Annotated in this window: 22 protein-coding genes and 2 pseudogenes; 4 read left to right on the top strand and 20 right to left on the bottom strand. The window is 54.1% G+C overall.

Annotated features, from left to right (window positions below):
• Positions 1–9 precede the first annotated feature (9 nt).
• From NTD84_RS20885 to kdpF, 5 genes are all read right to left on the bottom strand, one after another.
• A complete protein-coding gene (locus tag NTD84_RS20885) occupies positions 10–2,655 on the bottom strand; it encodes a sensor histidine kinase (RefSeq protein WP_262169427.1) in 2,646 nt (881 codons plus the stop codon).
• 135 nt (positions 2,656–2,790) lie between these two features.
• The gene (gene kdpC / locus NTD84_RS20880; protein WP_262169424.1) at positions 2,791–3,336 is read right to left on the bottom strand and encodes a potassium-transporting ATPase subunit KdpC; all 546 of its coding nucleotides are present in this window, start codon (positions 3,334–3,336) and stop codon (positions 2,791–2,793) included.
• A gap of 154 nt (positions 3,337–3,490) precedes the next feature.
• Positions 3,491–5,548, bottom strand: a complete 2,058-nt coding sequence (gene kdpB, locus NTD84_RS20875) for a potassium-transporting ATPase subunit KdpB (RefSeq protein ID WP_262169420.1) — start codon at positions 5,546–5,548, stop codon at positions 3,491–3,493.
• 10 nt (positions 5,549–5,558) lie between these two features.
• Positions 5,559–7,253, bottom strand: coding sequence for a potassium-transporting ATPase subunit KdpA (gene kdpA / locus NTD84_RS20870; protein ID WP_262169418.1), 1,695 nt, complete (start codon positions 7,251–7,253; stop codon positions 5,559–5,561).
• Positions 7,254–7,261: 8 nt separating this feature from the next.
• Entirely contained in the window at positions 7,262–7,351 is a 90-nt protein-coding gene (kdpF, locus tag NTD84_RS20865) for a K(+)-transporting ATPase subunit F (RefSeq protein WP_007899818.1), read from the bottom strand.
• A 387-nt stretch (positions 7,352–7,738) separates the two neighbouring features.
• On the opposite strand from kdpF, the pseudogene NTD84_RS20860 reads away from it, so the two are divergent.
• Positions 7,739–8,550: pseudogene (locus NTD84_RS20860) on the top strand (amino acid permease).
• A 123-nt stretch (positions 8,551–8,673) separates the two neighbouring features.
• Positions 8,674–8,841: a DUF2897 family protein gene (locus NTD84_RS20855; RefSeq protein WP_090186501.1), complete on the top strand. Its 168-nt coding sequence runs from the start codon at positions 8,674–8,676 to the stop codon at positions 8,839–8,841.
• Positions 8,842–8,985: 144 nt separating this feature from the next.
• On the opposite strand, the gene NTD84_RS20850 is transcribed toward NTD84_RS20855, so the two are convergent.
• The 10 genes from NTD84_RS20850 to NTD84_RS20805 form a co-directional block, all read right to left on the bottom strand.
• The gene (locus NTD84_RS20850; protein ID WP_262169415.1) at positions 8,986–9,177 is read right to left on the bottom strand and encodes a hypothetical protein; all 192 of its coding nucleotides are present in this window, start codon (positions 9,175–9,177) and stop codon (positions 8,986–8,988) included.
• Between the two features lie 289 nt (positions 9,178–9,466).
• Positions 9,467–10,741: a beta-ketoacyl-ACP synthase II gene (fabF, locus tag NTD84_RS20845; RefSeq protein ID WP_262169413.1), complete on the bottom strand. Its 1,275-nt coding sequence runs from the start codon at positions 10,739–10,741 to the stop codon at positions 9,467–9,469.
• A 33-nt stretch (positions 10,742–10,774) separates the two neighbouring features.
• Entirely contained in the window at positions 10,775–11,569 is a 795-nt protein-coding gene (locus NTD84_RS20840; protein ID WP_262169411.1) for an SDR family NAD(P)-dependent oxidoreductase, read from the bottom strand.
• 202 nt (positions 11,570–11,771) lie between these two features.
• On the bottom strand, positions 11,772–12,107 hold the full coding sequence (locus tag NTD84_RS20835) for a ComEA family DNA-binding protein (protein WP_262169409.1): 336 nt from the start codon (positions 12,105–12,107) through the stop codon (positions 11,772–11,774).
• A gap of 322 nt (positions 12,108–12,429) precedes the next feature.
• Entirely contained in the window at positions 12,430–13,569 is a 1,140-nt protein-coding gene (gene rffA, locus NTD84_RS20830) for a dTDP-4-amino-4,6-dideoxygalactose transaminase (RefSeq protein WP_262169406.1), read from the bottom strand.
• Positions 13,569–14,342: a class I SAM-dependent methyltransferase gene (locus NTD84_RS20825; protein WP_262169404.1), complete on the bottom strand. Its 774-nt coding sequence runs from the start codon at positions 14,340–14,342 to the stop codon at positions 13,569–13,571. Before NTD84_RS20825 ends, rffA begins: the two co-directional genes overlap by 1 nt.
• Entirely contained in the window at positions 14,339–14,749 is a 411-nt protein-coding gene (locus NTD84_RS20820) for a GtrA family protein (protein ID WP_262169401.1), read from the bottom strand. The genes NTD84_RS20825 and NTD84_RS20820 overlap by 4 nt, the downstream gene beginning before the upstream one ends.
• On the bottom strand, positions 14,750–15,463 hold the full coding sequence (locus NTD84_RS20815; protein WP_262169398.1) for a formyltransferase family protein: 714 nt from the start codon (positions 15,461–15,463) through the stop codon (positions 14,750–14,752).
• The gene (locus NTD84_RS20810) at positions 15,453–16,373 is read right to left on the bottom strand and encodes a glycosyltransferase family 2 protein (RefSeq protein WP_262169396.1); all 921 of its coding nucleotides are present in this window, start codon (positions 16,371–16,373) and stop codon (positions 15,453–15,455) included. Before NTD84_RS20810 ends, NTD84_RS20815 begins: the two co-directional genes overlap by 11 nt.
• Entirely contained in the window at positions 16,373–17,056 is a 684-nt protein-coding gene (locus NTD84_RS20805) for a WbqC family protein (RefSeq protein WP_262169394.1), read from the bottom strand. The genes NTD84_RS20810 and NTD84_RS20805 overlap by 1 nt, the downstream gene beginning before the upstream one ends.
• A 1,227-nt stretch (positions 17,057–18,283) precedes the next feature.
• On the opposite strand from NTD84_RS20805, the gene NTD84_RS20800 reads away from it, so the two are divergent.
• Together NTD84_RS20800 and NTD84_RS20790 are read left to right on the top strand one after the other, a co-directional pair.
• Positions 18,284–19,789 carry a hypothetical protein gene (locus NTD84_RS20800; protein ID WP_262169392.1) on the top strand — a complete coding sequence of 502 codons (1,506 nt, stop codon included), beginning with the start codon at positions 18,284–18,286 and terminating at the stop codon, positions 19,787–19,789.
• Positions 19,790–20,513: 724 nt separating this feature from the next.
• Positions 20,514–20,718 (top strand): annotated as a pseudogene (locus NTD84_RS20790) (transposase); the annotation flags it as partial.
• Between the two features lie 67 nt (positions 20,719–20,785).
• Here the strand turns inward: NTD84_RS20790 and NTD84_RS20785 are convergent.
• The 5 genes from NTD84_RS20785 to NTD84_RS20765 all read right to left on the bottom strand — a co-directional run bounded on the left by NTD84_RS20785 (position 20,786) and on the right by NTD84_RS20765 (position 26,939).
• Entirely contained in the window at positions 20,786–21,478 is a 693-nt protein-coding gene (locus NTD84_RS20785; RefSeq protein WP_262169389.1) for a metallophosphoesterase, read from the bottom strand.
• Between the two features lie 135 nt (positions 21,479–21,613).
• Positions 21,614–23,608 carry a polysaccharide biosynthesis protein gene (locus NTD84_RS20780; protein WP_262169387.1) on the bottom strand — a complete coding sequence of 665 codons (1,995 nt, stop codon included), beginning with the start codon at positions 23,606–23,608 and terminating at the stop codon, positions 21,614–21,616.
• Between the two features lie 93 nt (positions 23,609–23,701).
• Positions 23,702–24,721 (bottom strand): MraY family glycosyltransferase, encoded by a 1,020-nt coding sequence (locus NTD84_RS20775; protein ID WP_262169384.1) that lies wholly within the window; start codon positions 24,719–24,721, stop codon positions 23,702–23,704.
• Complete coding sequence (locus NTD84_RS20770; protein ID WP_262169383.1) at positions 24,721–25,686, bottom strand: UDP-glucose 4-epimerase family protein; 966 nt, start codon at positions 25,684–25,686, stop codon at positions 24,721–24,723. Before NTD84_RS20770 ends, NTD84_RS20775 begins: the two co-directional genes overlap by 1 nt.
• Positions 25,686–26,939: a glycosyltransferase family 4 protein gene (locus tag NTD84_RS20765; RefSeq protein WP_262169553.1), complete on the bottom strand. Its 1,254-nt coding sequence runs from the start codon at positions 26,937–26,939 to the stop codon at positions 25,686–25,688. The genes NTD84_RS20770 and NTD84_RS20765 overlap by 1 nt, the downstream gene beginning before the upstream one ends.

The following is a 26,939-nucleotide window of genomic DNA, read 5'->3' as shown; positions in this document are numbered from 1 at the left end:
TTTCAACTCTCAATTTTCAAAGGCCGGTTGTTCCTGCAAGGGCAAATGCAGGGTGATGCACGTGCCGCGCCCATCGATGCCGTCACCCACGCTGATCCGCCCGCCATGGGCACCGACCATGCCCTGACAGATCGCCAATCCGAGCCCGGTGCCCTGCCCGCCACGATCGCCGCGCGCGGCGGTGTAGAACATGTCGAAAATCTTCGCCCGCTCCTCTTCGGGAATTCCTGGCCCTTCATCGCTGACGGAAAAAAACAGTTCGTGTTCATCCGCGCCGGCGCGCAATTGCAGACGCCCATGCACCGGTGAAAATCGCGCGGCGTTTTCCAGCACGTTGACCAGCGCCTGCTCAATCAGTGCGGCGTGGACGAACAGCAGCGGCAACTGCGCCGGCACGTCGGTGCTGACCTGCAGCGGCGCCAGCACCGCACGCAGGCGATTGAGCGAACTGCCGACGATATCGGCCGGCGACACCCAGTCCCGCGCCAGCTTCAGCGCGCCATGACCGAGGCGGGTCATGTCGAGCAGATTCTGGATGTAGCGATCGAGGCGCTCGGCTTCATCCCGCGTGCCTTCGAGCAGTTCGCGGCGGTCTTCCAGCGGGATCGCCTCGCCGAGTGCCAACAGGCTGTCGATGCTGCCGCGCATGGACGTCAGCGGCGTGCGCAGATCGTGGGACACCGAGGCCAGCAAGGCGCTGCGCAATTGCTCGGTTTCACCGTGCAGCCGTGCCGCCTCCAGGTCTTCCGCCAGTTGTGCACGGGCCAACGCCTGGGCCAGCGGCTGACTCAGGGCAGTCAGCAAGCGCCGACGCTGGCCGCTCAGGGTCTGGCCCTCTTTGGCACAGACGCCGAGCAGCGCCAACGGACCGTCTTCGACCGACAGCGGCCACCACCACCAACGCCCGAACGGCAGCGTGCCGGTGCCGGCGCCTGCCGGTTGATCGTGCTGCCAGGCCCAGTCGGCGGCGGCGCGTTCAGCTTCGGTGAATGCCAGCGGTCCGCCGGTTTCGACTTTCCACCCCGCCGGGCCGTCGCGGTTAAGCAGGCACAGCTGCAACTCGCTCCAGCCGTTGAGGTGCTGCGCGGCGGCGCTGACCACGGCCTGTCGGTCGGTGGCCGCGGTGAGTTTGCGCGACAGGTCGAGCAATTCGGTGGTCTCTTCCTGAGTGTCGCGCAGCGCTTGCAATTGCCGACGCTGACGCGCCGCAAGGTTGCCGGTGAGCGCCGCCATCAGCAGGAAGAACAGCAAGGTCAGCACGTCTTCTTCGCGCTGGATGCTGAAGGAAAAATTCGGCGGGATGAACAGAAAGTCATAGGTCAGAAACGACAGCGCCGCACAGGCTAGCGCCGGGCCGAGGCTGCTGCGCACCGCCACCAGCAGCACGGCGGCGAGGAACACCAGCGAGATGTTCGGCAGCGGCAAGACACTCGCCACGGCCCAGGCCAGGGCACTGGCCAGCAGCGTCGCGACCACGGCCAGCGCGTAGTCGAACCAGACCAGTGCCTGGGTCGAGCGCTGGCGCGGTTGATGCTGTTCGTGATCGCTGTCGAGGACGTTGATTTCCAGCCCACGCGCATCACGCAGCAAGCGCGACGCCAGTCCGCCACCGAACAAGCGCCGGCGCAAACGCTGCCGCGATTGACCGACCAGTACCAGGCTGGCGCGGCGCTCTGCGGCGTGCTGGATCAGGGTTTTCGCCACTTCGCCAGCGCGCAGCAACACCACTTCGCCGCCCAGGCGTTCGGCCAGTTGCTGGGCACTTTGCAGGCGCAGGCGCGATTGCTCGTCGCGTACGCTGCCGTTGTCCACGTGCACCAGGCTCCAGGGCAGATGCCGACGCTGGGCAACGCGGCTGGCGTGCCGCACCAGGCGCTCGGCCTGCGCATCGCCATCGACGCCCACCAGCAGCCGCCCGCGCACGGCGGGTGCGGCCTGGCCAAGCTGGCGATAACCCTGGGCCAGATCGTTATCGACCTGCGCCGCGGCGGTCTGCATCGCCAGTTCACGCAGGGCGGTGAGGTTGGTCTGGGTGAAGAAGGCGTCGATGGCCGCCCGCGCCTGCTCCGGCACATAGACCTTGCCATCGCGCAGACGCTCGAGCAGCTCACGCGGCGGCAGGTCGATCAGCAGCAGTTCGTAGGCTTCCTGCAGGACCCAGTCCGGCAGGGTTTCGCGGACCTGCACGCCCGTGATGCCACGCACCTGATCGTTGAGGCTTTCCAGATGCTGCACGTTGACGGTGGTGAACACGTCGATGCCGGCGGCGAGCAGTTCCTGGATGTCTTGCCAGCGTTTAGCGTGGCGACTGCCGGGGGCGTTGCTGTGGGCCAGTTCGTCCACCAGCACCAGCTTCGGTTTGGCGGCGAGCAGGCCGTCGAGGTCCATTTCTTCGAGCATCACGCCGCGGTATTCCGAGCGCACCAGCGGCTGCTGCGGAAGGCCGCCCAGGAGTGCTTCGGTTTCGGCGCGACCATGGGTTTCAACGACGCCGGCAATGACTTTAACGCCCTGGCGCAGCTGGGTGTGAGCGGCTTGCAGCATGGCGTAAGTCTTGCCGACACCGGGCGCGGCGCCGAGGAACACCTTGAGCCGGCCACGGCCGTCGCGGGGCAGGTCTGCTAACAGCGCGTCGGCGCGGCCGGAATCGCTCATGCTTGGAGTTCTCTTTGTTCAGGTATTGATGGGGTGACTGCCAGGCCGCCATTCGCGAGCAAGCCCGCTCCTACAGTTTGGAATGCGTACCCCTGTGGGAGCGGGCTTGCTCGCGAATGGCGGCGCCACCTCGGTCTACAGTTTTTCCAGCGCCCTGTTCAGCGCCAACACATTGACCACCGGCGGCCCCACCAAAGGCTGCTCGATGTTCGCATTCATCAACTGCTGAAGCGTAGACACCGGCACATTCCGCGCCGCCGCGACACGCGCCAGTTGATAGGCAATCGCCGCCGGTGGCAAGTGTGGATCGAGGCCGCTGCCCGAGGTGGTCAACAGCGCCAAGGGCACTGGACCTTGCGCAGGCACCAACAGCTTATTGGCATCGTCGATCACCCGCGTGGCCAGCGCCGGGTTACTGGGCGACAGGTTGCTCGCGCTGCTCGACACCGTGGCGAAGGCACCGGCGGAAGGCCGTGGATGGAACCAGGCATCACCGACAAAATCCTGGGCGATCAGCGACGAGCCACGGACCTTGCCGTCGGCATCGCGCACCAGGCTGCCGTTGGCCTGATCCGGGAACGCGACCTGGGCGACACCGGTGACCACCAAGGGGTAAGCGACGCCGGTGATCAGGGTCATCAGCACCAGCAGGCTCAGGGCCGGACGTATCATTGTGGACATTTCAAAATCCTCGAATTCGAATAAAAACAGGCGTTCATTCAGGTGGACCGTGTGGTCTTCTTCGCGAGCAAGCCCGCTCCCACAGGGGATTGCATTTCAAATGTGGGAGCGAGCCTGCTCGCGAAGGCGGCGTGCTTGGCACACCGCGTAAGGGTCAAACCAGATGCAACGCCGTCAACAACATGTCGATCGCCTTGATGCCCACGAACGGCACCAGAATCCCGCCCAGTCCGTAGATCAGCAGATTGCGTCGCAGCAACGCAGCCGCACTCGCCGCTTGCACCCGCACACCGCGCAGGGCCAGCGGGATCAACACCACGATGATCAGGGCGTTGAACACGATCGCCGAAAGAATCGCACTCTGCGGACTGCTCAAGTGCATGACGTTGAGCACACCCAGTTGCGGGTAGATCGAGGCGAACAATGCCGGCAGGATCGCGAAGTATTTGGCCACGTCGTTGGCGATGGAGAACGTCGTCAACGCGCCGCGGGTCACCAGCAACTCCTTGCCGATCTGCACCACGTCCAGCAACTTGGTCGGATCGCTGTCGAGGTCGACCATGTTCGCCGCCTCGCGCGCGGCCTGGGTGCCGTCGTTCATCGCCATACCGACGTCTGCTTGCGCCAGGGCGGGGGCGTCGTTGGCGCCGTCGCCGCACATGGCGACGAGCCGGCCGTCGTTCTGCTCATGACGAATGCGCGCCAGTTTCTTCTCCGGCGTGGCTTCCGCCAGCACGTCGTCGACGCCCGCTTCGGCCGCAATCGCCGCCGCGGTCAAAGGGTTGTCGCCGGTGACCATGACGGTGCGGATGCCCAGTTTGCGCAGCTCGGCGAAACGCTCGCGAATCCCCGGTTTGACCACGTCCTTGAGGTGGATCGCACCGAGCAGTTTGCCGTCGGCACAGACCAGCAACGGCGTGCCACCGCTCTGGGCAATCTTGTCGATTTCACGGGACAGCGCCGGGGCGAGATCGGCGCGTTTCAGGCCAACGAACGCCAGCAAGGAATCCACCGCGCCCTTGCGATACACGCGGCCCTGATAGTCCACACCGGACAAACGGGTTTCAGCACTGAACGGCACGGCGGTCAACAGCTCGGCGCTCGGCTCAGGCTGCGGATGCAGGCCTCGCAGGTAGTCGACGATCGACTTGCCCTCCGCCGTGTCATCGGCCAGCGAGGCGAACAGCGCACCCTCGGCCAGTTCCTTGGCGGTCACGCCTGGCGCCGCATAAACCGCAGTGCAGCGACGGTTACCGAAAGTGATGGTGCCGGTCTTGTCCAGCAGCAGCACATGCACATCCCCCGCCGCCTCCACGGCGCGACCGGACTTGGCGATCACGTTCAGGCGCACCAGACGGTCCATCCCGGCGATACCGATGGCGGACAGCAAACCGCCGATGGTAGTCGGAATCAGCGTGACCAATAACGCCACCAGGAACACCAGCGGCAGGCTGCCATTGGCGAAGTGGGCGAACGGTTGCAGGGTCACGACCACCAGCAGGAAGATCAGGGTCAGGCCGATCAGCAGGATGTCGAGCGCGACTTCGTTAGGGGTTTTCTGGCGCTTGGCGCCTTCGACCAGCGCGATCATGCGGTCCAGCGTCGACTCACCGGGGTTGGCGGTGATGCGCACCAGCAGCCAGTCGGATACCAGGCGGGTGTTGCCGGTGACGGCCGAGCGGTCGCCGCCGGATTCGCGAATCACCGGCGCGGATTCACCGGTGATTGCGGCTTCGTTGACGGCCGCGATGCCTTCGATCACTTCGCCGTCACCGGGGATCATCTCCCCCGCTTCGACACGCACCACATCGCCCTTGCGCAGGCTGGTGGCCGGCACCACTTGAAACGCGCCATTGCTGGTTTTGCGCCGGGCACTCAGGCCTTCGCTGCCGGCCTTGAGGCTGTCGGCGCGGGCCTTGCCGCGACCTTCGGCCAAGGCTTCGGCGAAGTTGGCGAAGAGCACGGTGAACCACAGCCACAACGCGATTTGCGCCGCGACAAAGGTCGGCACGGCGCTGTCGGGAATGAAGCACAGCACGGTGGTCAGGACCGCGGTCAGTTCGACCACCAGCATCACCGGCGCGCGCTGCAATTGCCGAGGGTCGAGCTTGACGAAGGCTTGCACCAGCGCCGGACGCCACAGGGCCGAGATCGCGGTTTTTGGTTGCTCCGGCGCCTTCACGGCGACGGGTTTAGTTGCGGGCATATTCATCATTGATTCCTCAGAAGCCCATGCTCAAGTGTTCAGCGATTGGACCCAGTGCCAACGTCGGCAAGAAGGTCAAACCACCCACCAGCAAAATGGTCACAGTCAGCAGGGTCACGAACAGCGGGCCATGGGTCGGAAAGCTGTTCTGGCCGATCGGCGCGGTTTTCTTCATTGCCAGGCTGCCGGCCAGGGCCAGTACCGGGAGGATGTAACCGAAGCGACCGATCAACATGCCCAGGCCGAGCATCAGGTTGTGGAACGCGGTGTTGGCACCGAAGCCGCCGAACGCCGAGCCGTTGTTGGCGCTGGCCGAGGTGTAGGCGTACAGCAACTGACTGAAACCGTGGGCGCCGGGGTTGCTCACCGCCGCGACCGGTCCGGGCAGGCTCGCGGCAATCGCGCCGAGCACCAGCACGCCCACCGGCATCACCAGCAACGTCACCACCAGCAATTGCACTTCTTTCGCTTGCAGCTTCTTGCCGAGGTATTCCGGGGTGCGACCGATCATCAGGCCGGCGAGGAATACCGCGATCAACACGTTGAGCAACATGCCGTAGAGCCCGGCGCCGACGCCGCCGAAGATCACTTCGCCGACCATCATGTTGACCAGCGCGACCATGCCGGTCAGTGGATTGAGGCTGTCGTGCATGGCGTTGACCGAACCGTTGGACGCGGCCGTCGTGGTCACCGACCAGAGCACGGTGGCCGTGGTGCCGAACCGCGCTTCCTTGCCTTCCAGCGGCGCGGTCTGTTCGACGGCGGCGTTGTTCAGGGTCGGGTTGGGTTGGTATTCAGCCCACAGCGAGGTCGCGCCGCCGATCAGGAACAGGGCGAACATACAGGCAACGATCGCGCGGCTCTGGCGCAAGTCCTTCACGTAGTGGCCGAAGGTGAAAACAAGGGCGACCGGGATCAGGATGATCGACGCCATCTCGAACAGGTTGCTCCACGCCGTCGGGTTCTCGAACGGGTGCGCCGAATTGACGCCGAAGAAGCCACCGCCATTGGTGCCCAGTTGCTTGATCGCAATCTGGCTGGCGGCCGGGCCGAGCGGGATCACCTGATCGACGCCTTGCATCGTCACGGCATTCACGTAATGCGCGAAGGTTTGCGGAACGCCCTGCCAAACCAGGTACAACGCCAGCAACAGGCACAGCGGCAGCAGGGCGTAGAGGGTGGCGCGGGTCATGTCGACCCAGAAGTTGCCCAGGGTCTTGGTCGATTTGCGACCGATGCCGCGGCACAACGCCACCAACACGGCCAGGCCGGTGGCGGCGCTGACGAAGTTCTGCACGGTGAGGCCGACCATCTGGCTAAGGTAGCTCAGCGACGCTTCGCCGCTGTAGGCCTGCCAGTTGGTGTTGGTCATGAAACTGATGGCGGTATTGAACGCCAGCGTCCACTCCTGACCCGGCAGGTTTTGCGGGTTGAGCGGCAAGTGGTCCTGGAACACCAGGATCACGAACAACAGCAAAAAGCCCGCAAGGTTGAAGGCGAGCAAGGCCAGGGTGTATTTCTGCCAGCTCTGTTCGGCCTGCGGATCAACCCCGGCCACCCGATAACAGCCACGTTCGACTGGTCCGAGGATCGGCGTCAGCCAGGTGCGCTGACCTTCCATGACCTTGTAGTAGAACCGCCCGAGAAACGGTGCCGGGATCAGCACCACGGCGAAGAAGGCCAGGATCAGCCAATAGTCATAACTGTGCATAGCCGCTCCTAGTTCCGGTCCGCGCGCAACAGCGCAACCAACAGATAAATGAACAGCCCCACTGCCAATAGCAGTGACACCCCGTCCAGAACGCTCATGGAAGTTCTCCGTGTTACGGCGTATTGCCGCGTGTGGAGTCATTGTCGGCAGGGAGGGCGTAAAGGCGCGAGATCGAGGGGTGTGGCGGGGCATAAAGAAAGCGTAAAGAGTGGGTTTATGCGGGCGTTACGGGGTGTCTGGACTGGCCTCATCGCCAGCAGGCTGGCTCCCACAGGGGTACGCATTCCAACTGTGGGAGCGAGCCTGCTCGCGATAGCGGCATCACAGGCAACGACGCCCCCAACTGATGCACTCATCGGTGACATCCGGCAGCGAACATCCTCGATACGACACGTTTTTACGCTTTACGACTGCCTTCACGACACTGGCACGCCCACTGCACGCGCCCTCCCCCGAGCTTTCCAAACCGTTCAGGGAGCAAACGCATGAACACACAACTCAAACCCACGCTGGGCACGCTGCACCTGTGGGGCATTGCGGTCGGGCTGGTGATTTCCGGTGAATACTTCGGCTGGAGTTACGGCTGGGGCGTGGCGGGTACGCTCGGTTTTCTCGTGACGTCCTTCATGGTCGCCACGATGTACACCTGCTTCATCTTCAGTTTCACCGAGCTGACCACCGCCATTCCCCACGCCGGCGGTCCCTTTGCCTACAGCCGCCGCGCCTTTGGCGAGAAAGGCGGGTTGATCGCCGGGCTGGCGACGCTGATCGAATTCGTCTTCGCCCCACCGGCCATCGCCCTGGCCATCGGCGCCTACCTGAACGTGCAGTTTCCGGCGCTCGACCCGAAACACGCAGCGGTCGGCGCCTACATCGTATTCATGGGCCTGAACATCCTCGGGGTAAAACTCGCGGCGACGTTCGAGCTGGTGGTCTGCGTGCTGGCAGTCGCCGAATTGCTGGTGTTCATGGGCGTGGTCGCACCTGCATTCAGCTTCAGCAACTTCGCACTGAACGGCTGGGCGCGATCGTGATGTACATCATGAGCATGCTCAGCCTGTTCAAACTGCGAAAAACCGAACCGAACCTGGAGCGCACTTTCCGCGCACCGTGCTATCCGCTGGTGCCGTTCATTGCGCTGGTGCTGGCGGTGGTGTGTTTGGTGGCGATGGCGTGGTTCAACACGTTGATCGGGTTGATCTTCCTCGGGTTCATGGCGGTGGGGTTTGTGTACTTCATGTTGACCGCGCAACTGCGGGCGGATGCGCCGGCGGATGCGATGTTGACTGGGTTGTAAATGGCACCGCACTGGGGTCATATCAGGCTTAGAATGGAACCACTGCGAAGTTGAATCGCTCAAAGTGGTACGCACGATCGATTGGCAAAACCCGCCAGTCGGCCTGCCCTCAAGGAGAGCCCTATGCCCTGGTATGCCTGGTTGATTCTGGTCGTTGCAATCGGTTCGATCGTTGGTGGTTTGATGATGTTGCGAGACACGGCCACCAAGGTGGATCTGACTGAAGAGCAGCGTAAGCGCGTCGCGGAGCGTAATGCGCAGGCGGATGCCAAGGATGCGCAGGATCGTTGAAACAAAAGCCTTGTTCTTCAGATCACAATAGGACGGGTGTTGCGAAGGACTTAAAAAAACAAACCCCAGCATTTGCTGGGGTTTGTCTATATCCACCGCTCAAGCCTACCGTGCGACAAGACCACCCTTGCCCCTAAAAGGGTTCTAAGGCAGTACGGCGTTCTTATCCAAGATTCGCCACATTTCGCCTGACGGGGTGTCGCTTTCAACCACCAGTACCGTTTCGCCTCCGTCGTTTTGTTCGATATCGATAACGATACCCACACAACGCTCCGTTGCATATTGATCTACCACCGGATCGCCAATTTCAAAAACGTAGGGATCCCCGATAATCATTTTCTAACTCCATTTTTACGTCTGTTCAAAAAACACCAATACCCCACATCAAGAAATCACGCTAGTCGGCGATGGTCCACAGTGACTGCAGTAATTGATTTGATAGGCGGTCTCGTCACCAAATGCCGAGGCTGTGCATTTCTACTGCTTCCAATCGAGCGTGGCAATGTGCGAGCCATTTATCATGTCGACGCTGATCAGAGCTCTGCCGTTGGCACGCAGCGTCGAGAATCCGGAACGCCCAGCGGATTCTCGGCGTCACCCGTGATCACCTCAAACAATACAAGGATCAACCTTGCCAGCGCTTGAACAGCACACTGGCATTCACCCCGCCAAAGCCAAAGCCGTTGGACAGCGCATACTCGATCACCATCGGTCGCGCCTGACCATGAACGATGTCTACACCCTGCGTCGCCGGATCCGGGTTCTCGAAATTGAGGGTGGCCGGCACAATCTGATCACGGATCGCCAACAGCGTGAAAATCGCCTCGATCCCGCCCGCTGCACCAAGTAAATGCCCAGTGGCGGACTTGGTCGATGTCACCGCGATCTTGTTGTCTGAACCGAACAACGATTTGATCGCCGCCAACTCTCCAAGATCGCCAACCGGTGTCGAGGTCGCGTGAGCATTGAGATGCTGCACCTGCGACGGCGCAATACCCGCCTGAGCCAACGCCAGTGCCATCGCCCGTCGCGCACCGCTGCCATCTTCAGGGCCTGCGGTCAGGTGATAGGCGTCGGCGCTGGTGCCGTAACCGACCAGTTCCGCCAGCGGTTGCGCACCGCGAGCCAGAGCATGTTCCAGGGACTCGATCACCAGAAGACCTGAGCCCTCGCCCATGACGAAACCATCACGATCACTGTCGAACGGCCGCGAAGCACGCTCCGGGGTTTCGTTAAAACCACTGGACAAGGCGCGCGCGGCGGCAAACCCGGCCAGGCTGACACGATCGATCGACGCTTCCGCGCCGCCACACACCGCAATGTCCGCCTCGCCGCTGCGGATCAACCGCGCCGCATCGCCAATCGCCTGAACCCCAGCGGCGCACGCCGTTACCGGAGCACCCAGCGGCCCCTTGAAACCGTGCTGGATCGACACATGACCCGCAGCGAGGTTAACCAGGAAAGAAGGAATGGTGAACGGCGACAAACGCCGCGGGCCACGACTGTCAGTCGTGCGCACCGCATCGGCAATCGCGCCGAAGCCACCGACGCCCGAGCCGATAATGGTCGCCGTACGTTCCTGGGTTTCCGCGCTTTGCGCTTGCCAACCGCACTGCTCCACCGCCTGACGCGCCGCTTCCATGGCGAACATGATAAAGCGGTCCATCTTCTTCTGCTCTTTGGGCGGCGTCGCCCGGTCCGGGTCGAAACCCGCCTCGGCATCATCAGCCAGCGTCGGCACCGCGCCACCGATCTTGGCCGGCAGATCAGCCACCACGTCGTCCGGCAAATTCTTGATGCCGGACTTGCCAGCCAACAAACGCGCCCAAACCGCTTCGACACCACTGCCGAGCGGCGATACCAAACCCATGCCGGTTACAACTATTCGACGATCACTCATACGCGCAACTACCTCAAGCCAATGGATGACGCCTCACGTGTAACGCGAGGCGGCCTTGCTTTTGGAGAGATTCGGCGCCATCACCAGTCGCGCCGCCACAAAGGCGTCCCAGTCAGCAGCATTTGGCAACGACGGAATAGTGATCAGCTCACCCTGGTCCAGACCCGACAACGCCGCGTCGACCATCCCCCCCGCCTCCATCACCATGTCCGCCGGAATCTGACTCGCGTCGATACCAGAACGCTCCCAGATTTCAGTGCGCGTCACGCCGGGCAACACAGCTTGTGCTTTGACACCGGTGCCATCGAGCTCGGCGTTCAACGACTGCGTCAGGCTTAGCACATAAGCCTTGCTCGCGCTGTAAGTGGCATTGAAACGCTCGGGGAACAGAGCGACCACCGAGGCGATGTTGATGATTGTGCCGCGGCCAGCCTTGGCGAAACTGGCGGCGGCTGCAGAGGCCAGCCGCGTGACTGTTGTTACGTTGAGTTGGATCAGCTTATCCAGTTGATCCATGTCGGAGTTGGCTAACAACCCATCCGCTGCAACACCGGCGTTGTTCAGCAGCAGGCTGATGCTAGAATCGCTGCGAAGGCGCTGCTCGAGTTTTAACACGTCGTCTTTTTGGGTTAGGTCGGCCTTAAGCACTTCGACCTGAACACCGTGTTCGGCGCGGAGCTTACTGGCTGCGGACTCGAGTCGCTCCTGGTCGCGAGCGACGAGCAACAAATCAAAACCGCGCGCGGCGAGGCGCTCTGCGTAGATGGCACCGATGCCGGAAGAAGCACCGGTGACTAGGGCTGTGCCTTGGGTCCTGGGAGAATTCATGAAAGGGCTCCTGGAAATGCGTGAAGGGAGGCTAGCGCTTAGTGATCAGAACGACTTTTGAAGGCGGGATTATTATAGGCATAATCTAAACACAGTATGATAGTCGTAATTTTTTATGCGCCGACGGAAGGCACGCATCTTCCGCGAGCGCCAGAACGCAAAAAGGCCGGTCAGTGACCGGCCCTGGCGTAGATTTACAAGCTTAGTTCACGTCGAGCTTCTCGCGATTCTTATCCAGAATGGCTTTGCCGATGCCTTTGACTTCGAGCAATTCGTCCACCGAGGAAAAAGGGCCATTGATATCACGATACGCAACAATCGCTTGGGCCTTGGCTTCGCCTACTCCCGCCAGTTCCCGCTGCAGGGTCGAAGCGTCGGCTTGGTTCAGGTCGACTTTTTCGGACCGGGCCTTGGGCGAAATCTCCATGACCAGCGGTGCATTGCTCGCCTCTGGTTTTGCTGTGGGAGCAGCGTTCGCTGCTACAGAGGTGCTGCTGAGCAGGGCGAAAATCAGCGAGTGGAAGTAGCTTGTACGCATATTAAAGCTCCATGACATCGATTTGAGAAAGCAGCTTTTCCGAAGCTGCTCCTCAAATTTAGGTCATGTTTGGAATGTGTCAAAAATCGCGTCGTTACAGCGTGTGTACGTTGCCAAACGATAAGTCAAATTTGATAATACTTACCAATTTGGTGATCACCACCATAAGTAAAAAATTGAGCAATGCATGATAACTTGCGTGTCACACCTCAAGTTTCCCGGCACTGAACGGAAAAACTCATGGTCATCGCCATGCCAACTATCACATAACGCGATGAAAGCCCCGTAAAAACAAGCCTTTTTTATCGGGGCTTATTTTAAATCATCCAAGAGTTTTGATGAGAGTACTTATGACATGATCTTGCTGCTCATCTGATAGTCCGACCCACAACGGAAGACGAATCAATCTCTCTGCTTGCCGATCGGTTACACTCATAGAGCCGTGAACTCTCCCATATCGCAAACCAGCGGGAGAAGAATGTAAGGGAACATAATGGAAGACAGAGTTAACTCCTTCAGCCTTGAACGCATCTAACACTAATTGTCGATCAATATCCGAAGAAAGCAATATATAATACATATGAGCATTATGGGTGCAGTCGTCGGGTATGATGGGACGCCTCAACATGCCTTGCTTTTCAAGCTTTTCTAAGGCCCTATGATAATAATTCCAACAAGCCAATCTTTGATCCGTAATACAGCGGGCCTCCTCCAATTGAGCCCATAAAAATGCTGCGATCAACTCTCCTGGAAGAAACGAAGAACCAACTTCTTGCCACGTATATTTATCGACTTCGCCGCGAAAAAAACTACTTCTATCCGTACCTTTTTCACGGATTATTTCAGCCCGTTTCACAAGGGCCGGGTCGTTTACTAGAATAGCACCACCTTCCCCGGAAATAAGGTTTTTGGTTTCATGAAAGCTTAAAGCACCAAGACAACCCAGGCTACCTAACGGCCGCCCCTTGTAAGAGGCCATTATCCCTTGTGCCGCGTCTTCCACAACGTGCAAGTTATGCCGCTGCGCGATCGCAAGGATAGTATCCATCTCACAAGCAACACCAGCGTAGTGCACCGGAACGATAGCCTTGGTGCGTGGTGTTATTGCCGCCTCAATTAATCGCTCGTCCAAGTTTAGCGTATCCTCACGAATGTCCACAAAAACTGGAACGCCACCACGTAAGACGAAGGCGTTTGCCGTAGAAACAAACGTATAGGACGGCATGATGACTTCATCACCTGGCTGTATATCGAGTAACAGTGCTGACATCTCCAAAGCAGCAGTGCAAGAGTGAGTAAGCAATGCCTTCTCGCATCCACTGGTAATTTCGAGCCATTGGTGGCAGCGTTTAGTGAATGCGCCATCTCCGGCCAACTTATTACTAAATTTAGCCTCCGCAATGTAATAGAGTTCCTTGCCTGTCATGTGCGGACGATTAAATTGTATGTTTTCGTTAGCCATCACAGACCCCCAAGAGAAATTTCGGGTTTTTTAGCTATAAGCAAAAGTGAGCCGCCGATAGGGAAGCGCACTCCTAATCTAAGCAACAAAAATTCAACGTTCATTACCACTTCCAAGGTTTTGTTAAGCCAACGAGGAATTTGGAATTCACTCATAGGTTCATGCTGCTTGCTTGAATGTTTGCGCGAAAGCCACATCAGAGGAACAAGCAAACTAACGAATGAGCTGGAATAAGTAACACTCAATCCTGCTCTCTGAACTTTCGTGACTAATTCGGCCCGCGTATATCGTCTTACATGACATGCATACTCATCAACTTTTGACCATAACCAACGATGTTGTGGCACAGTCAAAATCAGCGACCCTCCGCTACGAATAGCTCGAGCTAGATTAGCTATTACAACTTCATCATCCTCAATATGCTCAATTACGTCAAATGCACCAATCACATCATAGCGCTCGACTTCATTCAAAGTAATTGCATCAAGTTGCATCAGATGGGATTCAGGAACCCGTTTACGGGCATGTTCCAGGCCTTCTTCGAAATATTCTGACCCATAGAGTTCTATGTTAGGAAAAGACTGGCTGATACCCTCAAGTACATATCCGGTTCCACATCCGATTTCGAGGAAGTTGTTAAAAGGCGCTATTTTGTTGTTCAACGCCCAGAGAACGATTTTGTTACGGACTCGAAACCACCAATGGCCCGACTCCGCATCTGCTAGTTGACGATAAGCGGAAGACGGGAACGGGGAACGATTAGGTGAGGTCATGGGATTGCCTTGAACACAAAAAATTTAAGGGTAACGAATAAATATATGGCAACTATCACAATCGCCGAAGCCTGTACCCACTGATGCGGATAGCCGAGCCTATCGACAAGAACGTCAAGGAGGAGAAAATTAATCGCATATCCACCTAGCTGAGCGATAACGAAACGACTTCCGGATCCCAGGAGACCACCCTCATGAGAAAAGGTAAGCTTGCGATTCCCGAAAAAACCAATCAGTGCACCACACGCGTATATAGTAGACATTGTGACCTTTGGTGTGGTGCCAAATTCAGTCAATAACAAATACAATGCGTAACCACAGGAGTTGCTAATCAGCCCTACAACAGCATACCTAAGAAGTTGCGTGGCAGGCAGCCCTGATTTCGAACCCGTATTCAAAGTACTCATTTAGTGCCTAGTATCCAAAGAACGACGCAACTCATGCCAGAACTCTTCGCTTTCCATAACTTTCTTAGGAGCAGAGTTCCCGCCGTTAAATAAACAAAGGCGGCCCAGAATATTCAGGCTCGATGGCGCAGAGGGTTCTTCTGCTTTCATCAGAGTGTGAGTTATGGCGCTCAAAAGCGCTGCACAACCGCACCTGAAAACCACCTGCATCAAGTCGTCGATCGATTCCTTCTCTCTCAAAGCAATAACGCCTTGGGAGAGGGGTCTACCGCCATCGACACTTTCGTCCACCAAATGCACTGTTACCCCACTAAAAAGAACGCCGTAGTCAAGCGATGATTGTACTGGTTGTGAGCCAATCAATCCTCCGAACGCCGGCAATAACGAATAGTGAAGATTGATAAGCCGGCCTCTATAACGTTCCACGATAGCTGGCAAAAGAATTTTGTGCACTGTGGTAATTATTAGATCAGGCGCGAGCTCGTCCAAAATGGCTAGTAGATTCCCTTGCCCTTCGAACTTAAAGTCGACGTAAGCGTTACGCAGTCCGTTTCGTGTAGAAAAATCATTCGCTTGGCAATGTCGATCCGTTACTACTCCAACGATACTAATACCTGGCAACCGTCCACGCTCGATCATCTGATGTATGAAGGCCAAATTTCCTCCTCCTCCGGAACAGAGAAATACCAGACGCCTAGTTTTCTCAACGGCCATAAATTTTCCTTATAATTGTATAAGGGCGCTGCTTACTTTCAGAAAAAACCTTTGATAGATAAATGCCGATGATGCCCATACAAGAGAGAATCAATCCGCCCAATAGCCAAATCGACACCATTACCGATGTCCAACCAGCCATAGTGTAGGAGAAAAATAGAGCATTAATCACAAGATAAATCGTGTAGCAACAGGCAAAGGAGAAAATTATCAGTCCCATATAGAAAATGGCAACCAGCGGAAGCACGCTAAATGAAGTAACAGAATTGACAAGTAGTGCCAATTTTCGCCTCAATGTGTAGGTGGTATGCCCGCTGCTAAGTTTATCAACAATCAATGATTTTTGTGAAAACCCAGTTATGTGCCACAGTCCAGCTAAAAATACCTCTCTTTCTTTATGTAGCAAAAGAGCGTCTACATAAGGACGAGTCATCAAACGAGCGGTGACGACGTTTGCAGGAAGGGAAAGACCTGAAAGCCGGTTAATCAACGACCAAAACAAACTACCACTTAGCCGCTCGAATATACCTCCCTTCCGCTGCTGCTGCACCCCAAAAATGACCTCGCAGTCAGAGCGCTTCAGCTCCTCAGCAAAAGTCAACAGACACTCTGGCGGTTCCTCCAAGTCACTATCAATTAAGAAAACTAAGTCTCCTTGCGCTTGGGCGAGGCCCGTCATAATCGCTTTATGATGACCAAAGTTACGGGACAGATCGACCAGCACTAAATGTGGGTCCGTTTCCGTCAGGCGGATAGCTTGTACGAGGCTGTCATCAGGGGACCCGTCGTTTACGAGCAAAATCTCGTAGTCATCTCCAGCGAATCGTTGTGCGGCGAGGGTGCAACGGGCATGAAATTCAGAGAGATAACGGGCTGATTGATATAGAGTGGCAACAATAGAGATTTTCATTAAGCAACGTGCTTCATATAAGAGTGAGATTCGGATCCACAATTGAAAAGAAGGTCAAGAATACTTACTCCATGGACAAACGTGCCCCATAGCTGTGGGTACTCAGGATAGCCTCCATATTCGAACCACTGGACATCAATGCCTCGAGCCTGAAATAAATCAGTTTGTAAATAATCTCTTGCTGATGGCCCAGAGATATAATCACTCGCGCCCGCCTGCATACACAAATCGACCAATCGTTCTGTCTTCCCCTCGCCCAACTGATAATCCCAAGAGCAAGAAATACGAGTATTGATACCTAAATATAGACACACAGCCTTTATCAAATTGGAGTTTAATTGAGACAGATGAGTGTATGAAGTATCTAAGTAAATAGGTCGGAGCCAGGTAGCGATACTACTGAAGTGAGTGGCTCGTCGATAGTTATTCTCCAAGGTCTTCCAATGTTTTACCTGCCATCCATCTAGCAAGACCACATCGCGAATACGCCTGCGAATATCTTGACCTACAGGTAATGTGAGCCACTGAACTCCTTGCGACGTTTTGATCTGGTTACGGTTACGCCAGTCATTTTTGGTGAATTGCATATCGTCGTAGATGATGAACTCATCCACCGCAGCGATGAGGTCGAAATACCCCTTCCAGGGGATGTAGTTCGATTGCAAAATGGCAACTTTTTTCACGTTGAGATCCGTTCGCGAGCTAGTAAACACCCACAGAAGCTTGCTCAGAGTGGATGTTCAAATCCGCCCTAGCATAACAGTTATAGCTGGCTGGTTACCAAGCCATCAAAACCGCCCGCGTCCCGCGCATACCAAAGCTCAACCAAGCGTGGAGCTTTGCGCCCTCATCCACGCTTCGGCGCACGCCGCCAATGAATTAATAAGACGGCAAAAGTCCGAAATCCCCCCCTAAAAAATCGCTCATAATGCACCAAAAGGCACAATAGATCCCCTTCTCAGACCTGGAGCTAAGAGAAGTGGATGCTCATACCCTCCATTCTCCCCTCCCTCTCCTCCCCGCAAAGCAAGGTGCTGCGGGATGCTACCGCACCCTGAAGACACAGGTTGATTTGAACGACGGACCAAGGACCAACTGAGGAGCTGATGCTTTGCTTTAACATTCTCTAAAGGGGGCAAGCCGCAGGGATGCCGAATAAGGTAACGATGGTCCTTAACGGAGCTTAGGGAAACGCAGATATGAACGCCAATTCTACTGATGATGTTCATACGAGCAAATACATCCAAAAACAGGTGTTCTTATGCATGAGGACATTGATAGGCCCTTGTCGTACGGGATGCCGATTCCAGTCGGATGTTGTGGAACGGTGTAGGACCCAGTCGAGTCGAGATCGACCGTCCTTCGAAAAACTTGAGCCTGAGGGTTCCGCGTAGATTGAGGCAGTCGCGATGGTTGATCGGAGACGGGTCGATGAACCCGACCGCCTGCGAATGAAAAACCTAGACGCACGGTAATCAAGCGGATGGCTCACGGCTATTGGAATAGCGAATTTTTTCATTAAGTCCAAGAGGGATTCTCCCGGCAATCCGCGAAGCACCTAAAAAAGGCGATTGCGTTATTACTAAGAGCGTCAATTAGAACCATCACTAACCCCACAAAATATTAAATACAGACGCGACAATTTAAGAATCAAAGCTTAACCTGCACACTCAAAAAAACATGCTCTCACCCCACATAGAATCTAGCTATGGGCAGAGATAAACTCAAAGCAGGATCAACTTAGATAGAAACCACCCCCCCAAAACTTATATTAACGAAAGAACCAATCTTCACTAAAGCCGTAGCTATTAAATACATTTAGTAGACTTTTGGTGCCACCCCAAGCTTTGACTAGCTCATTAACATCTAGTATGCTGTCAAAAAAACACATACAGTCGCTGGGGTAAGTCGTGAACTATGATTTAAAACCTGAGTCCAGGCAATTAACCATACTATTTATAATATATGCCATTGCACACCTATGGATTTTATTTTTACATGATTCGATTTTTTGGGATGACTGGACTTTAGCAGGAGCAAATAGCGATGTGATAATTGAAAAATTCAGAATGGCGGGCCTACCATTTTCATGGACTGGCCACCTACACGTAATTCTCTCATACTTTCCTCGGGCAATATATCGAATACTAACATTCACCTCATACTTCATTGCCGGATACTTTCTGTTTAAGACTCTCAGCAATGCCGACGAAAAAATTCGAGGTTACATCTTCCCAATAACTTTACTGTTTCTCATAGCGCCGTTTAACTCCGCAAGAATAGCGGCCATCAATCTACCCTACGCTTTGTGTTACCTTGCCTTTTTTGCGGCCTGGTCCCAAATGGGACGCCGACCTATTATATCGATAGCATTATTCATATTCAGCTTCAATACCGCATCACTATTAGTTTTCTATGCTGTACCATTTCTAGAGTACTCCATAAGAAACAACGGCTTTCGGTTTTTTACCAAGAAAGAATTTTATATTAAAAACTGGATACTGATTATATTGCCGCCGGCATTCTGGGTCATAAAAAATTCGTTTTTTCAGCCGTATGGCTTATACGCGGGGTACAATCAAGGGTTTTCTGCCTCTAACATTCCTTATGCTCTGGGATTACAGATTAGCGATATCATTAGTACAGTTTATACGTGGCGCTGGCGGGAACTATTATTAACGGGACTGCTTACATTCATTTCATTCAAACTGATTGATCGCAATACTTTATTTTTAGAATCAACATCTAAATCACAAAATTTAATTCTCATGATTTCAGGTGTAGCTGTATTAGCTCTCGCCGAATTCCCCTATTTGATATTAGCCTATCCGCCGAGGTTTTTCAGTTGGGACTCTAGACATCAGTTATTAATGCCTTTAGGCTTCTCCATATTTACAGTAGGCCTAGCTTTTTTGATCGGTTCATCCTTACGTAAAGCCTTCCTAAGTATCATTATCGGGCTATCACTGACATTTTGGCTCCTTCAATATAATTCCTATTATATTGACTGGACCAAGCAAAAAGAAATAATGCGGGTTATTTCAGATAACGACGAGATAAGAGCGGGCCGACTAATAGTATTCGAGGACCACACGGGAATCCCGAATGCAAATGGAAGATCCATTGTGTATTATGAGTGGAATGGCATTTTGGCAAACTTGTATGGAGATGAAAGACGGTTTGGCATTGATCAAGTGCAGTGGTCAAATAGTATATGCAAAAGGAATGACCCGAAGTTCAACCCACACTATCGGTCAAGCGAGGTTGAAGGCAACACAAAGGGAGATATTGTTTTGGTAAAATTGTTACGTCAAGCATCGACCTCAGTGATAGATAAGGTTCTATCGTCATATAGCCCAAATTTCTACATCTCTGTAGAACCACATCAGAAGTATTGTGATAATTTACCTCAGTAGATTTACGACCACTTAAATACCAAAAAATGGAGTTTCAGCGCGACCGCCGAGTCTGAGCATCCCCAATAACATGCGGTTCTCGGGTTATCATTTCTCCGATCTTAGTGGCACTTGTAGTGACGTCCAAGATTCGGAGAAGCGCCGGTGACGCCGCCCACGACACCAAGCGGGTAGAGATTACTCGAGTGACCGGGTCCGCTCCACGAACCCCACATTTCAAGCGGATAACTGACGGCAGATTCTGTATTCACGATTCCATCATGCGTCTATCACCATGATGCGTTCCGGAAATCAGAACACGCCGTCGATCGCACACGCAGCAGCTGGCACCCTTGATGAAAACGAAAGTCTCGGTTCGCGTCTCTGAAAAGTCTGACGAAGAAGCAGTTCCCCCGCGCAAGCGCAAACCTCTCCGCCGATCTACCACGCGTGGAAGTCACCGGCCGACCACGAACTGACCCGTACCTGCGGTTGCGATAAACACGCCGTCGGCGAGGAGTCTATCGGGGACTAGGATCATGCCGATGCAAACCCTAGTAATCAAACACGTCCGCAAGATTTACAGATGTCGGAATTTGAAGCGGCGCCGGTTGATGACCTAACACGCCAGCGTTGCTTTCGGGCGTGGAACGTGTGGTGTGTATAGCTCATGTGCGATACAGGTACTCGATGCGCAGAAGCGCAGCCCTGAGGTAAAACCGGTTGGATATAAATGCAGTCCTAAGTCACGCCGCTAAGCGTGCTAGGCAAGGCCGTTAATTATCTGGCCAGCAACTGGAGCTGGAACGTTGTGTGGTGGCTAGGTTTTACCGATAGACAACAATCGAGCCGAACGTACAATAGACAAACCGTTTGTCATCGAGCGCAAGGTGTGGCAGTTCAGTGACACCTCCAAAGGCGCGACGGTAAGCGCTCGAGTTAAAAGTTTGGCCGCATTTACTTGTGCGAAACGGACCATTATACACCCAGCGTATAGGGTTCAACTGCTTTCAAAGGTCAGGTACAGGTCGCTACTACACCGGAACACAGTTCAACCATACTCAGCATTCCATCCGAAAATGAACATCCGGTATCCATATATATAGTATTCCCCATTTCCGTAACGTGCTTCACAGTGGTATGACCAACAAAAACTTTGTGCATACCTTTAACAATGGTTTGTTTCTGAGTTTCGAATTTTACCCGTGAATACAATGCTGTTTTTTTTGCATCCATAAAGGCGACTTTGCCGCGGAGACGTGTCAGTGCGGCGACACCCTCTCGCCAATCATCGTCCACTTCCGCATGGACGATGCCAACCTGTTCTCCATTGGGCAATTCCAATTCAATCGCTACAGGTAACCCTTGTAGTACTGTAAGGATTTTTACCTGTGTCGAAGCGGGAAGCTTGTAAAACCATTCGCCGCCGTTTCGCATATGCCTTTGGACATCACCACCATCAACCATGCAGTCAATGACCATTTGTTCGTGATTACCACGCACACTGTGAAACCAGGACATTGCTAACCAATCCACAACCTGCTCGGATTGTGCTCCACGATCTATGAGATCGCCTACAGCAAACAATCGGTCATTATCTGTGTCGAACTCCACCTGCGACATAAGCATCCGCAGCGTGTCGAATTGACCATGAATGTCACCCACTACAAAGTCACGGCCAGTTCTGTTAGCTCTAAATGAATGAACCATACTTGAAAAATCGTAATCGCACATAATTGTTACTAACAGAGACTGGATGAAATACCACAATTTAAATAAAAAAAGCGGCTATCTCAAGCTGCTTTGAAAAAACGCAAATACCGGTCAATCAGCCAACTACTAAGATCAGGGCTCCAAACGGTGCTGCTGATATATCCAGTCGACTATTTCTCCCTCAGGAGAGTAACCACTGACGGTATCACGCAACAACTGTCGAACTTTTGTGTAGTCATCCTGTTCAACCGCCGCCACTAACTCGGTTAATTTTGCTTTAAGCACATCCCATGACAGATGGTCTTCATGGGCGCTCATAATCATTGGATGCTGGGTCGCAACGACATTGTCGCCAATTAGCAATTCCTCGTAGAGCTTCTCGCCCGGACGCAACCCCGTAAACTCGATGGATATATCACCGTGTAAATTTCTTTCAGAACGAACACTCAGCCCGGAAAGATGAATCATCTTCTCAGCGAGCTCGATGATTTTTACCGGCTCGCCCATGTCCAGAACAAAAACGTCACCTCCCAGCCCGATAGAACCAGCCTGAATTACTAACTGGGCCGCTTCGGGGATGGTCATAAAGTAGCGGGTGATCTTGGGATGCGTAACTGTCAGTGGGCCGCCAGACTTGATCTGCTTATGAAACAGCGGAATAACCGATCCTGAAGATCCGAGAACGTTCCCGAAACGCACCATGGTGAAACGGGTTTTGTTCACTCGAGATATGTTGGAAGGGTCCCCAAACAAAACCGGAGCAAGCTCTCGGCTCAGCGCTTGCAAGATCAACTCGGACAAACGTTTGGTACTTCCCATCACATTGGTCGGTCGAACCGCCTTGTCTGTGGAGATCAACACGAAATTCGCTACCCCGGCTTGCAGCGCTGCCTGGGCGGTATTGAGTGTACCGATGACGTTGTTCAGCACACCCTCAGCAATGTTGTGCTCGACCATTGGAACGTGTTTGTAGGCCGCAGCATGGTAAACCGTGTCAACGCTCCAGGTTTTCATGACGTCCAGCAGCTTTTGCGGGTTTCGAACGGAACCCAGAATGGGCAAAAGCTTTACCGGTAACGATTCGCGGTTAATCCGTTGCTCAAGTTCGGACAGGATGTTGTAGAGATTGAATTCACTGTGATCGAACAGTAAAAGTGTTGTAGGTCTCAAGGCGAGGATCTGACGGCACAGCTCTGAACCTATTGAACCTCCCGCTCCGGTGACCAGTACCGATTGTTCTTTGATGCAGTGTTCAAGTAATTCGGCTTGCGCAGGGACAGAATCACGTCCGAGCAAATCGGCGATGTCGACTTCCTGGATGTCATCGACTTTTACGCGCCCACTTGCCAGGTCCATGAAGCCCGGAATACTGCGTACATGGAGAGGAAAGCCTTCGAGATAGCCCAGAATTTCACGACGACGCCCACGATTCGATGAAGGGATGGCAAGGAGTATTTCTTGAGCTCCCGTGGCATCGATCATCTGCTGGATATGCTTCGGCTTATAGACCTGCAACCCAGAAATAACCCGGTCGGCGATACTGCTGTCATCGTCTATAAAGGCAACCGGGCGCATCGCGCGTCCCATGCGCAACGCTGCTACAAGCTGATTTCCCGCCGCGCCGGCGCCATAAATAGCTACCTTTGGTAAACCATCATCCCGGTTAGTGAAAGGAACATGTTGCGCAGCTGTAAACCAATCGCCCAAGAAGTACTGGCGCATTGCCAGGCGCAAACCGCCGATCATTATCAGGCTCAACCACCAGTAGTTAAAAATAATTGAGCGCGGAACTACACGTTGATGGTTACTGTAAACATAGACCACTAATGCCAGTATCAATGCAGACAAACTGACGGCTTTGATGATTGCTATGAGAGCATCATTACCAAAATAACGCATGACGGCACGATACATGCCAAAACGAATGAAGAGAGGGATAGCGACTACTGGCGCGCTGAGGAAAAGCCAGAGGTGCTGCGAGAAAGGGTCGACTAAATCATCAATGCCCAGACGTACGATAAATGCCATCCACAGCGCCGCCCAGACCAAAAACACGTCGGTGGCGACCTGAATCAAGCGCTTGTACCGACGGGACAACCCCAACAAAAAAGCTCGCAACTTATCCATAAAATCCTCCGAACACCCGTATTTCTCCCTTCGCCTTCGATCGCCGATAAATTACTTACACAAGCTCAAAAATATCCAACTCAACAACGCCTATCAGCTTTCCAACTCTCGAACCCCGGCTTTGAATTTTATCGCCAATAAAATCAACGGTACGTACGAAATAATAACCCCCAACAACCCATCCAGCCTCAATAGAACAACCGCGAGGGCTACCGGCAGGAGCCAAAACAGATTGATCGCAGCGACCGCAAGAGTCACCGGCAAATGCTTTCCAAATCTGCGCGAGGCAAACTGATAAGCATGGCTGCGATGGGCTTCGTAGACTTTATCACCCTTAATCATACGATGAACTAACGTGTAGGTCGCATCGACAATAAATATGCCGAGCAGAATTAACCAGGCCCAAAACAGCTGCGCAGAAGCCCAGGCGGCCAGCAGAGAAATGATACCCAGGACAACCCCGAGAAAACCGCTTCCCGCATCCCCCATGAATATCCGCGCGGGTGGAAAATTCCAGAAAAGAAATCCTGCGACCGAGACGGCAAGCGTCAATGGGATCCAGATCATGCTTTCGACACCGCTGAGCCCATACAGCAAGCAGGCGCTTAGACAGGCACAGATAGCCTCGACACTGGCGATGCCATCTATCCCGTCCATGAAGTTATACAGATTGAGCATCCATACGAGATACACGGCTGCCAGGATATGCCCGGCCAGCCCAAGATCAATGCTAGTGCCGAAAAAAACGAGGGGCGGTAACCCACCGATCCAAAACAGGGCCCATGCCGCGGCGCAGAAATGTCCTAGAAGGCGCCATCGTGCTGCGATGTGGTTATGATCATCAATAAATCCCACCACTGCCACCAACGCACCAGACCCTCCCACTGCGAGAAGCATTTGCCACGGCAATTGCCCACCTCCCCCCAAGAACGGCAAGGCAGCGAGGAACGCGAGGACAATTGCTACACCCCCACCTCGAGGTGTCGGCGTCGAATGTGAGCTGCGATTATTCGGCACGTCAATAATGCTTTTAGCCAGCGCGTAACGCCGAAGAATCGCAGTCAACAAAAATGAAAACAGAGCAACAACCGGAATCATCCAACCGTAGTTCATTATTTTTGATGTTCCTGAAAGTGCAATGCGGTCGCTTTGAGAGCTTCGTCAACACCAACCGGAGGTGTCCAGCCCAACAGGGATCGAGTCTTGGAAATGTCAACTTGCAAGGATTCACAGAGACGTTGGGAAAGCGCCTTTTTACCCAACAAACCAGCACCCGTTTGTAGTATCCAACTGGGAACTGGAATGAGACGCACCGACGTATTTAGAGCCTGCGACATCTTAGTGAGGAGCATCGTCGTTGACAGGTCTTCACCATCACTCACAAGAAACGTCTGATGTGCGGCAGCGGGATGATCAACGCAGGTCAATACCAGGTCTACCAAATTATCAATTGAGACCAGGCTCCGACGGTTATGAATTGCGCCAAATGGGAGAGGAACACCTTTATCCAACCAGCGCATCATACTCAGGAAATTCGCTTTTACCCCGGGACCATAAACCAGAACCGGGCGAATAATCACAACTTCACGCCCCATCTCCGCCGCCAGTTCGCGCAGGGCGATCTCGGCCTCCATCTTGGAAATTCCGTAGGGATCGCTGGGCGAAAGCTGACCATCAGCCTCATAAGCGTTAGGCGGAATGGTCGCCTCACCATTCACCTTGATAGAGCTGATGAAGATAAATCGACTGACTCCGGCCAAAAATGCTTGTCTGGCAAGATTCAGGGTGCCCTCCACATTGACCCGGCGAAAGGCCAGCAGTGGATCTTTCTCTGCATCGCTCATCACATGGACGCGAGCAGCAGAATGGATGACTACACGTGTATCGGCGAAGCAGCCTTTCCAAGAGGTCGTCGCGTCCAAAGTCGAATAGCGCACGGTTTTGACCTCTTCAACGAGGGAAGGGGAAATCTCGCGCAGTGCCGCGACTACAGGGTACTTTTTCTCTTTGATAATTCGACGAAGGATAGCGCCGCCGACGAAACCCGTAGCGCCGGTCACCAAAACTGATTGCGCCATTACCTGGTCACCTTACGTAAAGTAGCAGCGCGGATCATATTTTCCAGACGGTCCATCAGAACAGCCTTTGAGTAGTTCGTTTCATAATACTGTCTGCCAGACATTCCCATGACCTGCAATTGCTGAGGCTCGGCCTTCGCAAGCGTCAACGCAATCCTCGCCAGACCTGCAGCATCACCCGACGCGCATGACAGACCGGCGCCAGATTCATTGATCACTCTTGCCGCTTCGCCGTTGATCATGCCGAGGAGCGGTCGCCCGGAGGCCAGATAGGCCTGGACCTTTCCAGGAATGGTTTTTTCGAATACGTCGTTGGTTTTGAGCGAAACGAGCAATGCATCGGCGCATGCAAACAACGCTGGCATTGCTTCCAACCGATGCCGTCCGAGCAGCATCACGTTGCGGAGGCCTCTCGCCTCAACCTGCTCAGCGAGCCAACTACTCATACGACCATCTCCTACAAACACCCAACGCATCGGTGCCACGTCAGCTAACATTTCAGCTGCGTTCAGGACGGCTGGAAGATCCTGTGCGTCTCCAAGGTTGCCTGCGAAAACGATGGTAAAAACAGACTCATCGCGCGTCAAAAGTTCCGACTTAACAGGAGTTGAAGTAGAGAAGTCATCCTCGGCCCAGCTAGGAAAGTATTGCAAACGGCCCGGATCGATTTCCTTCGTACAATACTTTTTGACGTTTTCGAAGAATCCATGCGACTGCAATAGCAAATAGTCGGTTCTATTGTAAATCCAGGACACCATGCAACCGACCAATGCCAATAACTTAGGGTGCTTTAACACCCCAACAGCTCTGAGTGTTTCTGGCCAAAGATCAAGAACCCAGATAAAGACAGGTACCCTCTTAAATTTTCCGATTACAAGCGCGGGAATAGCCGCCATGATAGGTGAAACGGCATAGACAAAAATAGCATCGTAGTTTTTGCCCCTCAGTTTGAATGGACCAAGAAGCGATGCGCTGACAAAAAAAGACAAATAATTGAATATCAGACTAAGACTCCGCTTGCCACGTGGTACAAGCGGAACTCTGACTATATCCGCTCCAAAATACTTGTTGAAGCTTTCCGGGGCGGATTGATACTCATCGTAAATCTTGCCTTCGGGGTAATTAGGCAACCCCGTCAACACTGTTACAGCGTGCCCTTTGTTAATAAAGTCGCGAACCAAATCATTGATTCGCATGTTTTCTGGCCAGAAGTATTGAGAGACGACCAAAATCCTTAATTTTTTATCAGACAT

It is taken from the genome of Pseudomonas sp. 14P_8.1_Bac3 (assembly GCF_025466085.1).
Classification (GTDB): domain Bacteria; phylum Pseudomonadota; class Gammaproteobacteria; order Pseudomonadales; family Pseudomonadaceae; genus Aquipseudomonas.
Note: the sequence above shows the minus strand (reverse complement) of the source record. Positions and strands in the feature narration are given on the sequence as shown.

Bases quoted from the DNA above. Each gene is read 5' to 3' on its own strand.
- NTD84_RS20885 (WP_262169427.1), bottom strand. From the start codon at position 2,655: ATGAGCGATTCCGGCCGCGCCGACGCGCTGTTAGCAGACCTGCCCCGC.
- kdpC (WP_262169424.1), bottom strand. From the start codon at position 3,336: ATGTCCACAATGATACGTCCGGCCCTGAGCCTGCTGGTGCTGATGACC.
- kdpB (WP_262169420.1), bottom strand. From the start codon at position 5,548: ATGAATATGCCCGCAACTAAACCCGTCGCCGTGAAGGCGCCGGAGCAA.
- kdpA (WP_262169418.1), bottom strand. From the start codon at position 7,253: ATGCACAGTTATGACTATTGGCTGATCCTGGCCTTCTTCGCCGTGGTG.
- kdpF (WP_007899818.1), bottom strand. From the start codon at position 7,351: ATGAGCGTTCTGGACGGGGTGTCACTGCTATTGGCAGTGGGGCTGTTC.
- NTD84_RS20855 (WP_090186501.1), top strand. From the start codon at position 8,674: ATGCCCTGGTATGCCTGGTTGATTCTGGTCGTTGCAATCGGTTCGATC.
- NTD84_RS20850 (WP_262169415.1), bottom strand. From the start codon at position 9,177: ATGATTATCGGGGATCCCTACGTTTTTGAAATTGGCGATCCGGTGGTA.
- fabF (WP_262169413.1), bottom strand. From the start codon at position 10,741: ATGAGTGATCGTCGAATAGTTGTAACCGGCATGGGTTTGGTATCGCCG.
- NTD84_RS20840 (WP_262169411.1), bottom strand. From the start codon at position 11,569: ATGAATTCTCCCAGGACCCAAGGCACAGCCCTAGTCACCGGTGCTTCT.
- NTD84_RS20835 (WP_262169409.1), bottom strand. From the start codon at position 12,107: ATGCGTACAAGCTACTTCCACTCGCTGATTTTCGCCCTGCTCAGCAGC.
- rffA (WP_262169406.1), bottom strand. From the start codon at position 13,569: ATGGCTAACGAAAACATACAATTTAATCGTCCGCACATGACAGGCAAG.
- NTD84_RS20825 (WP_262169404.1), bottom strand. From the start codon at position 14,342: ATGACCTCACCTAATCGTTCCCCGTTCCCGTCTTCCGCTTATCGTCAA.
- NTD84_RS20820 (WP_262169401.1), bottom strand. From the start codon at position 14,749: ATGAGTACTTTGAATACGGGTTCGAAATCAGGGCTGCCTGCCACGCAA.
- NTD84_RS20815 (WP_262169398.1), bottom strand. From the start codon at position 15,463: ATGGCCGTTGAGAAAACTAGGCGTCTGGTATTTCTCTGTTCCGGAGGA.
- NTD84_RS20810 (WP_262169396.1), bottom strand. From the start codon at position 16,373: ATGAAAATCTCTATTGTTGCCACTCTATATCAATCAGCCCGTTATCTC.
- NTD84_RS20785 (WP_262169389.1), bottom strand. From the start codon at position 21,478: ATGGTTCATTCATTTAGAGCTAACAGAACTGGCCGTGACTTTGTAGTG.
- NTD84_RS20780 (WP_262169387.1), bottom strand. From the start codon at position 23,608: ATGGATAAGTTGCGAGCTTTTTTGTTGGGGTTGTCCCGTCGGTACAAG.
- NTD84_RS20775 (WP_262169384.1), bottom strand. From the start codon at position 24,721: ATGAACTACGGTTGGATGATTCCGGTTGTTGCTCTGTTTTCATTTTTG.
- NTD84_RS20770 (WP_262169383.1), bottom strand. From the start codon at position 25,686: ATGGCGCAATCAGTTTTGGTGACCGGCGCTACGGGTTTCGTCGGCGGC.
- NTD84_RS20765 (WP_262169553.1), bottom strand. From the start codon at position 26,939: ATGTCTGATAAAAAATTAAGGATTTTGGTCGTCTCTCAATACTTCTGG.